Raw genomic sequence first — 12,082 nt, forward strand, 5'->3', positions numbered from 1 at the left:
GATGTCGAAGATCACACGCAACCTTGGCGGCATCGCGCTGGCCGCGGTGGCCATCGCCACCGCGCCCGTCGCGGCCCAGCCCGCCTACGCCCAGTCTGCCGCCGTGCAGCCCACCGAGACGCTGACGCTCAGCCAGGGAACCGGCACGCTCGTTCGCCTGCCCGCTGCAATGAGCGACGTGTTCATCGCCAATGACGCCATTGCCGATGTGCAGGTCCGTTCGAACCGCCAGCTCTATGTCTTTGGCAAGGGCAGCGGCGAGACCACGCTCTACGCCACCGGCGACAATGGCCGCATCGTCTATGCCGCCCGCGTCCAGGTGGGTCGCAACGTGGCTTCGGTCGACGAGATGCTCCGTCTCGCCATGCCCGAGGCGAACATCCGCGCGACGCCGATGAACAACCTGATGCTGCTGACCGGCACCGTGGCCTCGCCCACCGATGCCGAGGAAGCCGAGCGACTGGTGTCGGCCTATGTCGGCAGCGAAGTCGAAGTGGTGAGCCGCCTGCGCCAGGCGACCCCGCTGCAGGTCAATCTCAAGGTCCGCATCGCGGAAGTGAACCGTTCGCTGGTCAAGTCCTTCGGTTTCAACCTGTTCGCGCAGGATGGCACCAATGGCGCCCAGTTCGGCTTCAGCCAGGGCACCGGCCTTGTCGCGAGCAACCCCTTCTCCGTGCAGGGCACGGGCGCCGGGGCGACTGCGGGCATCGCGGGCAAGCTCTTCGGGCTGGATCTCATCTCCACGCTCGACCTTGCCGAGAATGACGGCCTCGTCACCACGCTGGCCGAGCCCAACCTGACCGCGCTTTCGGGCGAAACCGCCAGCTTCCTCGCCGGTGGTGAATTCCCGATCCCGATCAGCCAGGACCTCGGTTCGATCTCGATCGAATATAAGCAATATGGTGTCGGCCTTGCTTTCACGCCCTATGTGCTGGCCGATGGCCGCATCTCGATGCGCGTGCGCCCCGAGGTGAGCGAACTGTCGAACGAGGGTTCGATCCGCCTCAACGGCTTCGAAGTCCCTGCCTTCACCACCCGCCGTGCCGAAACCACGGTCGAGCTGGGTTCGGGCCAGAGCTTCATGATCGCGGGCCTCCTGCGCAATTCGAACACCAATTCGATCGAGAAAGCACCGTTCCTCGGTGACATCCCGATCCTCGGCGCGCTGTTCCGTTCGAACAGCTATCGCAAGAGCGAGACCGAGCTGGTGATCATCGTCACGCCTTACCTGGTCCAGCCGGTGTCGAACCGGATGGCCCTGCCGAACGACGGATATCGCAATCCGACCGACGCGCAGCGCAACATCGAGGGCCGCACTTTCTACGGCCGTTCGGGTGTCGACCATAATGCCGGCGATGCCGTCGTCGCACCGCGCAATGTCCCTGGCCAGCCGGCCATTTCGGGACCCGTCGCCTCGGCTGCTCCGCAGCCCGGCTTCGGACTGTGAGCAACACCGTGTTCTGGAAGGACAGCATGATGGACAAGAAATGGATGATCCTGCCGCTGGTCGCCCTTAGCGCGGCATGTGCAAATCACACGGCGATGGACGAGCCCGCCCGCGGTTCCGCGGCGGTCAATGTCCCGGTGATCGAATATACCAACTATGCCTTCGACGTGGCCGCTCCCGGCGGCAACATTCCCGAGAGCGAGGAACGGCGTCTCGACGCCTGGTTCGCGACGCTCGGGCTTGGCTATGGCGACAGTGTCTATGTCGACAGCTCGGCCTATGGGGCGCGCGATGATGTGGCACGGATCGCGGGTCGCTACGGTCTTCTCCTGTCGCAGGGTGCGCCTGTGACGCAGGGTGAAGTTCCGTCCAATTCGGTTCGCGTGGTCGTCAGCCGCGCCCGGGCCAGCGTGCCCAACTGCCCGAACTGGTCGGAGCATAGCACCCCGACCTGGAACAATCGCCAGACGCCCAATTACGGCTGTTCGGTCAATTCGAACCTGGCCGCGATGGTCGCCAATCCCGAAGACCTCGTGCGGGGTCGCTCGGGTGCCTCGACCGTCGACAACCGGACGTCCACCCGTGCCGTCCAATCGTATCGTGATGCCACGCCCACCGGCCAGGACGGCCTGCAGGACATCAGCACCGGCGGTGCCTCCGGTGGCAAGGGTGGCAGCAGCGGAGGAGGGAAATAATGAACGCGCCTTTCCAGGCCCGCGCAGGGCTTCGTGAACCTTTCACGGCATTCGTTTGCGACGAAGAAACGGCCGACATGCTCCGCCCCGTGGCGGTCGAGCATGGCTGGTCGCCGGAGAAGGTCAACATGGGCGGGCTGCGTAATGCGGTCCAGTCCCTCTCGGTCTCGGCCAGCCCCAACGTGCTGTTCGTCGACCTCAGCGAAAGCGCCGATCCGCTCAATGACATCAATGCCCTCGCCGAAGTGTGCGAGCCCGGCACGATCGTCATCGCGGCGGGTCAGGTCAACGATGTCCGCCTCTATCGCGACCTCGTCGCGAGCGGCATCCACGACTATCTGCTCAAGCCCTTCACGGTCGACCAGCTGCGCGAGACCTTCGCCCATGCCCAGTCGATCCTGTCGGGCCCGCGCGGCGAAGCGCAGGTCGAGAAGCCCAATGTCATGACCGCCGTGATCGGCGTTCGCGGCGGGGTCGGGTCCTCGACCATCGCGACCAGCCTTGCCTGGATGCTGGGCGAGAAGGCCGAGCGCTCGACTGCCCTCCTGGACCTCGATGTCCATTTCGGCACCGGCGCGCTTAGCCTCGACCTCGAACCCGGACGCGGCCTCACCGACGCGATCGAGAATCCGAGCCGCATCGACGGCCTGTTCATCGAACGTGCCATGGTGCGTGCCAACGAGCGGCTTTCGGTCCTGTCGGCCGAAGCGCCGATCAACGCGCCGCTGGTCACCGACGGCACGGCTTTCTTCCAGCTCCAGGAAGAGATGAAGAATGCCTTCGAGGCGACCGTCATCGACCTGCCGCGTCACATGCTGATCCAATATCCGCACATGGTGCATGACGCCCATGTCGCGGTGGTGACCAGCGAACTGACGCTGGCGGCGACGCGCGACACGATCCGGGTGCTTGCCTGGCTCAAGTCCAATGCGCCGCAGACCAAGGTCATCGTGGCCGCCAATCGCGTGCCTTCGGGCGGCGCGCTCGAGATCAGCCGCAAGGATTTCGAGCAGTCGATCGAGCGCAGCGTGGACATCGTCTTCCCGTTCGACGCGAAGACCGCCGCGCAGGCTGCCAAGCTCGGCAAGCCGCTGGCCGAAATTGCCACCGGCAAGACCGCCGCGCCGTTCGTCCAGCTGTCGAACATGGTCCTCACTCATGCGAGCGAGGAAGGTGCCGAGGGAGGTGCGAAGATCGAAGGCGGGGCCAAGTCGCTCGTCGACAATCTGAAGTCGATGCTGTCGAAGCCCAAGGCCGAAGCCGCCTAACGTCAACCGGGGACCGGGAAGGGTTCGCCCTTCCCGCCCCAGCCACGAAAGACGCTGACCATGCTGCTTTTCATCATCTTCGCCGGAATCATCGCGCTGGTGGCGACCGCTTGGGTGGTCATCAACGGGTCGAGCCCGCAGAAGACCTACAAGCGGCGCATGGAAAGCATGTTGCAGCGCCATGCCGAGGGCGGCGCGCTGAAGGCCAGTGCCCAGCTGCAGATCCGCAAGCTGATGGCCGAGCGCCAGTCCAAGATGGACGGCTTCGCCAGCAGCCTCATGCCGCGCCCGGCGCTGATGAAGCAGCGCCTCCAGCAGACCGGCAAGGACATCAGCCTCTCCAAATATATGACCGCGACGCTCGGCCTGTTCGCGGTCGCGACGCTGGGGCTGTGGCTGCGCGGCGCGCCCATCTATTTCGCCGCGGCGGCGGGCCTCGCCTTCGGTGTCGGGGTGCCGCATTTCGTGATCGGCCGTCTCATCAAGAAGCGGATGGTCCAGTTCAACAACAATTTCCCCGATGCCATCGAGCTGATGGTGCGTGGCCTGCGTTCGGGCCTTCCGATCACCGAGACGCTAGGCATCGTGGCGAGCGAAATCCCGGGCCCCGTCGGCCTCGAGTTCAAGGAAGTGGCCGAGAAGATGAAGATCGGCCGGACGATGGAATCGGCGCTTCAGGATACCGCCGACCGCCTCGGCACGCCCGAGTTCCAGTTCTTCGTCATCACGCTGGCGATCCAGCGCGAGACCGGCGGCAACCTTGCCGAGACGCTGTCGAACCTGGCCGACGTGCTGCGCAAGCGCATGCAGATGAAGCTCAAGATCCGCGCGATGAGCTCGGAATCGAAGGCCTCGGCGATGATCGTGGGCGCCCTGCCCTTCATCGTGTTCGCGCTCGTCTACATGATGAACCCTGGCTACATGGCCGGTTTCTTCTCCGACGAGCGGCTGATGGTCGCGGGCATCGGCGGCCTGGTGTGGATGTCGATCGGCGTCTTCATGATGGCCAAGATGGTCAACTTCGAGATTTGAGGCGGAGAAGATGGAAGCCATGACCCACCCCTTCATCATCCAGACGCTCGCTGCCCTTGCAGGCAATCCGACCCTGCTGGGCGTGGACGTGATCCTCGTCGCGACGATCCTTTCGGCGGTGGCCGCGCTGGCGGTGCTCACCGCCATCTATGCCGCCACGACGGTCAAGGATCCGATGGCCAAGCGCGTCAAGGCGCTCAACGCCCGGCGCGAACAGCTCAAGGCCGGCATCGTCGCCTCGACCAACAAGCGCAAGAAGCTCAACCACCAGAACCAGGCAGCCGATCGGGTGCGCTCGATCCTGTCGCAGTTCCGCATGCTCCAGGAAGACCAGATCAAGGTCACCCAGGAAAAGCTGATGCAGGCGGGTATCCGTTCGAAGGAACTGGCCTATTTCATCATCTTCGCGCGTTTTGTGCTGCCCGTCGTGCTGGGCCTTACCGCGGTGGTGGTGGTCTACCTCGTCGATTATTTTCCCGAATGGGGCTGGATCAAGAAATATGGCGTGACTGCCTTCACCATCCTCGGCGCCTACAAGGCCCCGGACATCTGGCTGAAGAACAAGATCTCCAAGCGGTCGGACGCCATCCGCAAGGGTCTTCCCGACGCGCTCGACCTTCTGGTCATCTGCGCTGAAGCGGGCCTGACGGTCGATGCCGCCTTCAATCGCGTATCGAAGGAACTGGGCCGTGCCTATCCCGAACTGGGTGACGAATTCGGCTTGACCGCGATCGAGCTGGGCTTCCTTGCCGAGCGTCGCCAGGCGTTCGAGCATCTTGCTCGCCGTGTCGATCTCGAGGCCATTCGCGGCGTCGTGACGACCATGATCCAGACCGAGAAATATGGTACGCCGCTCGCTTCCGCGCTGCGCGTCCTGTCGGCGGAATTCCGCAACGAGCGCATGATGCGCGCCGAGGAAAAGGCCGCGCGCCTTCCGGCCATCATGACCATCCCGCTCATCCTGTTCATTCTTCCGGTGCTGTTCATCGTGATCCTCGGGCCCGCAGCCTGCGCGATCAGCGACAACTTCATCAACCGGTAGAAAACGGACTTCCCTGGTGGGGGGAAGGACCGCCGTCGCCCGCGCTCCGGGTGGCGGCGGTTTCCGTTTTGGGAACGAAATGATAGGCTGAGCGTCTGTCCCCAAACGGAGGGAATTCGATGCTTAATTTCACACCCGATCAGTGGATCATCGTCGGACTGGTTTTCGTGCTCGGCCTGCTGGTCGGCTTCTTCCTGATGGCCGGTGGCGGTCGCAAGTGGAAGGAACGCTATCGCACCGAGAAGGAGCGGCGCGAAGCGCTCGAAGCCGATTACAAGGCATCCGAACAGGAATGGCGCGAACGCGACAGCCTGCGGGCCGCCGCGCTCAAGGCCAAGGGCGTCGACGACCCGGCGGTCTAGCCTTCGATCTTCGAGAAAGCGGCGACCTGCTCGACGGCTCCGCGGAAGCGGGCCAGCAGCGCGAGGCGCCGCTTTCGCACGTCGGCATCATCGGCATTGACGATGACATTGTCGAAAAAGTCGTCGATCGGGCCGCGTAGCGAAGCGAGCGCTTCCATCGCGCGAGTGTAATCCTCTTCCTCGAGCGCCTGCGCGGCGACGGGCGATGCCTTGACGATGGCGTCGGCAAGCGTCCGTTCGGCGGGTTCGAGGTCGTTTACATCCATCTTCGCGACCACTTCCTCGAGGCCGTCGGAAACCAGCACGAGGGGATCTTCCTCGCCATCCTGGACGAGATGGCCGGGCACGGCCCCTGCCCCTTCATAGCCTTCCTTCTTGAGGATGTTGGCGGCACGCTTGTAGCCCGCCAGCAGGTCAGCGCCCTCGTCGGTTTCGACGAAGGACTGGAGCGCCTTCACCCGGGCGAGCAGGCGAACGAGATCATCCTCGCCGCCGAGCGCGAACACCGCGTCGATGAGGTCGTGCCGGACGCCCGCTTCCTTCTGCTGGACCTTGAGGCGGTCAGCGAAGAATTCGAGAAGCTCGCCTTCGCCGATGGGCAGGCGCAGATTATTCTCGGTGACGAGCCGGATCGCGCCCAGCGCCGAGCGGCGGAGAGCGAAGGGATCCTTCGAGCCCGTGGGCTTCTCGTCGATGCCGAAGAAGGCACGCAGGCTGTCGAGCTTGTCGGCGAGGCTGACGGCGACGGTGACGGCTGCGGTGGGGACTTCATCGCCCTGCCCCACAGGCTTGTAATGGTCGCGCACGGCATCGGCGACGGCTTCGTCTTCGCCCTGTGCGCGAGCGAGATAGCCGCCGATGATCCCCTGAAGTTCGGGAAATTCGCCGACCATGCCGGTGACGAGATCGTTCTTGGCAAGGCGCGCGGCGCGTTCGACTTGGTCGGGGTCGGCCTTGACCACCCCTTCCTCGGCCAGCCAGCGAGCGAGCCTGGCGACCCGTTCGACCTTGTCGGCGACCGTGCCGAGCTTTTCGTGAAAGACGATGTCGCTTAGTTTGGCACCGAGGCTTTCGAGCGGGACCTTGAGGTCGTTTTCCCAGAAGAAGCGCGCGTCGCTGAGCCTTGCAGCGAGAACGCGTTCGTTCCCCGCGACGACTGCCTGCGGCTCCTTGCTGTCGATATTGGCGGTGCAGACGAAGGCATTGGCGAGCTTGCCGTCCTTGCCGCGCATCACGAAATATTTCTGGTCGGTGCGCGCGGTGAGCTGGATCACCTCTTCGGGGACGTCGAGAAAGTCCTTGTCGAAGCGACCGAGCAGCGGGACCGGCCATTCGGTGAGGCCCGCATTCTCGATCACCAGCCCTTCGTCCTCGATAAGGTCGAAGCCGGCCCTGGCCGCGGCGTCACGCGCGCCGTCGCGGATGATCTTCTCGCGCTCTTCCTGGTCGACGATGACATGGGCCATGCGCAGCTTTTCGACATAGTCGTGCGCGCCGCCGATGGTGATTTCGCCCGGATGGTGGAAGCGATGGCCAAGCGTCGCCGCCCCGCAGGTCACGCCCGGCAGCTCGACCGGGACGATGTCATCGCCGAAGAGCGCGATGACGTGATGGAGCGGGCGCACCCAGCGCAGGCTTTCGCTCGACAGCGAGGAAGGCCCCCAGCGCATCGACTTGGGCCAGGGAAAATCGCGGACGATCGCGGCGACGGCGGGACCGAGAATCTCGGCGCTCTTGCGGCCCGGGCGATCGACGATCGCGAAATAGGTCTCGCGGCCCTTGAGGTCGCGCACTTCGAGATCGTCGCGCGACAGGCCCATCTTGCGGCAGAAGCCGTCCACGGCCTGGTCGGGCGCGCTGGTGGGCGGCCCCTTGGTTTCCTCGCGCACCGGCTCGGTGCCTTCGGGCAGGTCGGAGGCGATGAGCGCGAGGCGGCGCGGGGTCGAATAAGTGGTGATCGCGCCGGCCTTCAGGCCATGTTCGGCAAGCCGTTCGGTAAAGAGACGCGCAAGGTCGGCGCGAGCGCGCGCCTGCATGCGGGCGGGGATTTCCTCCGAGAAGAGTTCGAGCAGGAAATCGCTCATGCCTCATACCCCATATGATCCACCCATGCCGCGCAGGCGCCTTTGGCAAGGTCGCGGACGCGGCCGATATAGGCCTGGCGTTCGGCGACCGAGATGACGCCCCTCGCCTGCAAAGTGTTGAAGATGTGGCTGGCCTTGATCGCCTGTTCATAGGCGGCGATCGGCACGCCTGCCTTCAGGCTGTTCTCGGCTTCGGCAGCGGCCTTCTTGAAGGCACCGAACAGCGCGTCGGTATCGGCGACCTCGAAGTGCCACTTGGACATCTGTTTTTCATTTTCGAGGAAGACGTCGCCATAGCTGGTGCCATGGTCGTTGAACTTGAGGTCGAAGACATTGTCGACGCCCTGGATATACATGGCGAGCCGTTCGAGCCCGTAGGTCAGCTCGCCCGACACGGGCTTGCAGTCGAAGCCGCCGACCTGCTGGAAATAGGTGAACTGGGTGACTTCCATCCCGTCGCACCAGACTTCCCAGCCCAATCCCCATGCGCCGAGCGTCGGGCTTTCCCAATCGTCCTCGACGAAGCGGATGTCATGCTTGAGCGGGTCGATGCCGATGGCATCGAGGCTGCCGAGATAGAGGTCCTGCAGATCCTCGGGACTGGGCTTCAGCATCACCTGATATTGGTAATAATGGCCCAGCCGGTTCGGATTTTCGCCATAGCGGCCATCGGTCGGGCGGCGGCACGGCTGTACATAGGCAGCGCGCCACGGTTCGGGCCCGAGCGCGCGAAGCACGGTGGCGGGATGGAAGGTCCCCGCGCCCATTTCCAGGTCATAGGGTTGCAGGAGGGCGCAGCCCTTTTCGCCCCAATAGCGGTGCAGGGTGAGGATGAGGTCCTGGAAGCTTAACATGGCTTGGCGCTTTGCAGGGACGCGCCGCCTTGGTCAAGCGGACGCTGACTTTTCCGCCGATTGGAAAGAATGTGGATGCTTGGACCCCATATTTTGAGACTTTGCCCGTTTCCTTCGGCGCCTACCTGGTGCGCAAGGCGCTGCGTCGATGAGAGGCCCCTCGCCCCCACCTTTTTGCCGCCTTCCGTAAGTCGGCCAAGCAGGCTAGCCTTTGCACCTGTCCCATTCCGATCGTCCGAACCGCTGACCTTTTTCCCTGGAGAATTCGATGAAACGCATGATCACCCGCACTGCCACCGCCACGATCGCTCTTGTGCTGTCGGCATGTGCGACCGCCAATCCGCCTGCGCCTGCCGCGGCGCCCGCCGCGGTGGCGGCCGAGGCTGTTCCGGTCGTCGATCCCGCCGTGTGGAAGCTCGCCGACGAGGACACGACCATCTACATGCTCGGCACGATCCACTTGCTGCCGAAGAACCACAATTGGAAGACGAGCACCATCGAGCAGGTGATCGAAGCTGCCGACCAGCTCATCCTCGAGGTCAATGCCGGGCCCGAGGATGCCGCCAAGCTGCAGCCGCTCATCATGGAACTGGCGATCACGCCGGGCCTGCCGCCGCTCAAGGAGCGGGTCCCCGAGGACCGGCATGCGCGGCTGGACGAGCTGATTTCCAAGAGCGGCGTGCCTGCACAGGCATTCGACATGATGGAGACCTGGTTCGCGGCCTTCACCCTGACGCAGGTGATCATGCGCGAATATGGCCTGTCGCCCGAAGATGGCGTCGAGGCGGTGCTGCGCGAGACCTTCAAGAAGAAGGGCAAACCGATCGGCGAACTGGAGACGGTCCGCGAGCAGCTCGGCTTCTTCGACAGCCTGAGCGAGGAGACGCAGCGCGAATTCCTCGCCAGCGCGCTCGATGATGCCGAGGAAGCCAAGAAGATGTTCGGCAACATGCTCAACGCCTGGACGGTCGGCGATGTCGATGCGATCGAGGCGACCTTCATCGAGGCGCAGATGTCGGAGGAATTGGAAGCGGCCCTCCTGACGCGGCGCAATGCCAACTGGACCGAATGGCTGGGCGCGCGGCTCGAGCAGCCGGGCACCATCCTCGTCGCGGTCGGCGCGGGCCATCTTGCCGGTGAAGGCAGCGTGGTCGATATGCTCGAGGACAAGGGCTATACGGTGACGCGCATCGACGACTGATCGCGAAGCGCTTTCAGGCAGGGTGCCGGCCGGCCCTTCGGGGCGGGTCGGCATCCTGCTCTTCGCTTGCAATCGCCCCCTCTCCCACCTATAGGCGCGCGAGCCTGTTGCCATGGTCATCCCTGGAGGCGTGGCAAGGCGATAACAAAGTCTTTTGGAGATAATGCAATGAGCGATCAGCTGACGCTGCCCGCCGAAGCGCGCGAACGGGCTGGCAAGGGAGCCTCCCGCCATCTTCGCCGCGAAGGCCGGGTGCCTGCCGTGATCTACGGCGGCAAGAAGGATCCCGTCGGGATCCACGTTGAAGAAAAACTACTCATGAAGATGCTGAAGACCGGCCACTTCATGAACAGCCTCGTGAGCATCGAGCTGGACGGCAAGAGCCAGCAGACGCTTCCCAAGGACGTGCAGTTCCACCCCGTGAGCAGCCGCCCGATCCACGTCGACTTCTTCCGCATCTCGAAGGGTGCGAAGGTCACCGTGAACGTGCCGGTCCGCTTCGTCGGCGAGGAACAGTCCGAGGGTCTCAAGCGCGGCGGCGTTCTCAACGTGGTTCGCCACGAGCTGGAGCTCAATTGCGACGCGACCGCCATCCCCGACGAAATCGAGATCAGCCTCGACGGCCTCGACATCGGCGATTCGATCCACATTTCGGCGGTCACCCTGCCGGAAGGTTCGGAAAGCGCGATCGACGATCGCGACTTCACCATTGCCACAGTCGTCGCGCCGTCGGCGATGAAGTCGACCGAGGAAGAAGAAGCCGAGGATGAAGAAGGCGTCGAAGGCGAAGAAGCCGAAGGCGCTGAAGGTGAAGGTGAAGGCGAAGCCGAAGGCGACGCCGAAGCCAAGGACGGCGAATAAGCCTCCCGCCATTCACGGCATGAGAAAGAAGGCCGTCGTCCCATGGGTGGGCGGCGGCCTTTTTCTTGTCTAAGGACAGGCCATGCAAATCTGGGTGGGGCTCGGGAATCCGGGCGAGAAATATGCGCTGCACCGGCACAATGTCGGCTTCATGGCGGTCGATGCGATCGCCGAGGTCCATGGCTTTTCGAGCGAGACGAAGAAGTTTCGCGGGCTGGTGCGCGAGGGCCGGATCGGGCGGCACAAGGTGCTGCTTTTGAAGCCCCAGACCTATATGAACGAAAGCGGGGGATCGGTGCGCGCCGCGCTCGATTTCTTCAAGCTCGGCCCCGAGGCGCTGACGGTCTTTCACGACGAACTCGACCTTGCCCCGATGAAGATCAAGGTGAAGCAGGGTGGCGGGGTCGCCGGCCATAACGGGCTGCGCTCGATCGACAAGCATCTGGGGCGGGATTTCCGCCGCATCCGCATCGGTATCGGCCATCCCGGATCGAAGGACCGGGTGACCGGCCATGTGCTGGGCAATTATGCCAAGAGCGAGATCGAGCCACTCACTGGCCTCATCGGCGCGATTGCCGCCGAGGCCGAGCGGCTTGCCGAGGGGGACGATGTGCGCTTCATGAACGATGTCGCCTTGCGGTGCCAGCCATGAAGCATCTGTTCGCCACCCCTCTCTACGAAGCCGATCTTGGCGACGAGGAATTGCTGGCCGAGCTTGCCCATTCGATCCGGATGCTGGCCGAGGACGACCGTGCGGGACGAAAGTGGAGCCGCGAGAAAGGCTATAAGGGCTATACCAGCTATGCCTCGCTCGACGATCTGCCGATGCGCGATCCCGCCTTTGGCGATCTTGCGCGGCTACTCGGTCGTCATGCGCGCGAATTTGCCAAGTCGCTGGCATGGGAAGTGAAACCCAGGCTCGACAGCCTGTGGGTCAATCTGATGAAGCCCGGCGCGGTGCATGGGGCGCATATCCATCCCCATTCGATCCTGTCCGGCACACTTTATGTCGAGGTGCCCGACAAGGCGGGCGCGATCCGTTTCGAGGATCCCCGCCTGCCGATGATGATGGCCGCGCCGATGCGCGACGAGAATGCGCCCGAACATCTGCGCCCCTTCGTCGACGTGCGCCCCAGCCCGGGCAAGCTGCTTCTCTGGGAAAGCTGGCTGCGGCACGAGGTGCTGCCCCATCGCGGCAAGGAAGAGCGGCTCTCGATCAGCTTCAACTTCGCCTGA

General features: G+C 64.0%; 12 protein-coding genes. 10 read left to right on the forward strand and 2 right to left on the reverse strand.

The features are described 5' to 3' along the window. Window position 1 precedes the first annotated feature (1 nt). The 6 genes from FHS50_RS05015 (at window position 2) to FHS50_RS05040 (ending at window position 5,846) form a co-directional block, all read left to right on the forward strand. The gene (locus FHS50_RS05015) at window positions 2-1,447 is read left to right on the forward strand and encodes a type II and III secretion system protein family protein (RefSeq protein ID WP_183933257.1); all 1,446 of its coding nucleotides are present in this window, start codon (window positions 2-4) and stop codon (window positions 1,445-1,447) included. Continuing rightward, window positions 1,444-2,142, forward strand: a complete 699-nt coding sequence (locus FHS50_RS05020) for a CpaD family pilus assembly protein (RefSeq protein ID WP_183933258.1) — start codon at window positions 1,444-1,446, stop codon at window positions 2,140-2,142. The genes FHS50_RS05015 and FHS50_RS05020 overlap by 4 nt, the downstream gene beginning before the upstream one ends. Beyond that, window positions 2,142-3,410, forward strand: a complete 1,269-nt coding sequence (locus tag FHS50_RS05025) for a pilus assembly protein CpaE (protein WP_183933259.1) — start codon at window positions 2,142-2,144, stop codon at window positions 3,408-3,410. The genes FHS50_RS05020 and FHS50_RS05025 overlap by 1 nt, the downstream gene beginning before the upstream one ends. Window positions 3,411-3,470: 60 nt before the next feature. Next, a complete protein-coding gene (locus FHS50_RS05030) occupies window positions 3,471-4,442 on the forward strand; it encodes a type II secretion system F family protein (RefSeq protein WP_183933260.1) in 972 nt (323 codons plus the stop codon). Between the two features lie 10 nt (window positions 4,443-4,452). Beyond that, complete coding sequence (locus tag FHS50_RS05035) at window positions 4,453-5,484, forward strand: type II secretion system F family protein (protein WP_246332954.1); 1,032 nt, start codon at window positions 4,453-4,455, stop codon at window positions 5,482-5,484. A gap of 119 nt (window positions 5,485-5,603) precedes the next feature. After that, the gene (locus tag FHS50_RS05040; protein WP_183933261.1) at window positions 5,604-5,846 is read left to right on the forward strand and encodes a hypothetical protein; all 243 of its coding nucleotides are present in this window, start codon (window positions 5,604-5,606) and stop codon (window positions 5,844-5,846) included. On the opposite strand, the gene glyS is transcribed toward FHS50_RS05040, so the two are convergent. After that, window positions 5,843-7,930 (reverse strand): glycine--tRNA ligase subunit beta, encoded by a 2,088-nt coding sequence (gene glyS / locus FHS50_RS05045; protein ID WP_183933262.1) that lies wholly within the window; start codon window positions 7,928-7,930, stop codon window positions 5,843-5,845. The two genes, FHS50_RS05040 and glyS, sit on opposite strands and share 4 nt — an antisense overlap. Continuing rightward, window positions 7,927-8,784 (reverse strand): glycine--tRNA ligase subunit alpha, encoded by an 858-nt coding sequence (locus FHS50_RS05050; RefSeq protein WP_183933263.1) that lies wholly within the window; start codon window positions 8,782-8,784, stop codon window positions 7,927-7,929. Before FHS50_RS05050 ends, glyS begins: the two co-directional genes overlap by 4 nt. Window positions 8,785-9,052: 268 nt before the next feature. Here FHS50_RS05050 and FHS50_RS05055 point away from each other — a divergent pair, with 268 nt between their 5' ends. The 4 genes from FHS50_RS05055 to FHS50_RS05070 all read left to right on the forward strand — a co-directional run bounded on the left by FHS50_RS05055 (window position 9,053) and on the right by FHS50_RS05070 (window position 12,082). After that, window positions 9,053-9,985: a TraB/GumN family protein gene (locus FHS50_RS05055; RefSeq protein ID WP_183933264.1), complete on the forward strand. Its 933-nt coding sequence runs from the start codon at window positions 9,053-9,055 to the stop codon at window positions 9,983-9,985. A gap of 168 nt (window positions 9,986-10,153) precedes the next feature. Further along, the gene (locus tag FHS50_RS05060) at window positions 10,154-10,846 is read left to right on the forward strand and encodes a 50S ribosomal protein L25/general stress protein Ctc (RefSeq protein ID WP_183933265.1); all 693 of its coding nucleotides are present in this window, start codon (window positions 10,154-10,156) and stop codon (window positions 10,844-10,846) included. Between the two features lie 82 nt (window positions 10,847-10,928). Continuing rightward, window positions 10,929-11,498 carry an aminoacyl-tRNA hydrolase gene (pth, locus tag FHS50_RS05065; RefSeq protein WP_183933266.1) on the forward strand — a complete coding sequence of 190 codons (570 nt, stop codon included), beginning with the start codon at window positions 10,929-10,931 and terminating at the stop codon, window positions 11,496-11,498. Beyond that, window positions 11,495-12,082 (forward strand): TIGR02466 family protein, encoded by a 588-nt coding sequence (locus FHS50_RS05070; RefSeq protein WP_183933267.1) that lies wholly within the window; start codon window positions 11,495-11,497, stop codon window positions 12,080-12,082. The genes pth and FHS50_RS05070 overlap by 4 nt, the downstream gene beginning before the upstream one ends.

The sequence above is a fragment of the Sphingomicrobium lutaoense genome (genome assembly GCF_014195685.1).
In the GTDB taxonomy this organism is placed as follows: Bacteria; Pseudomonadota; Alphaproteobacteria; order Sphingomonadales; family Sphingomonadaceae; genus Sphingomicrobium; species Sphingomicrobium lutaoense.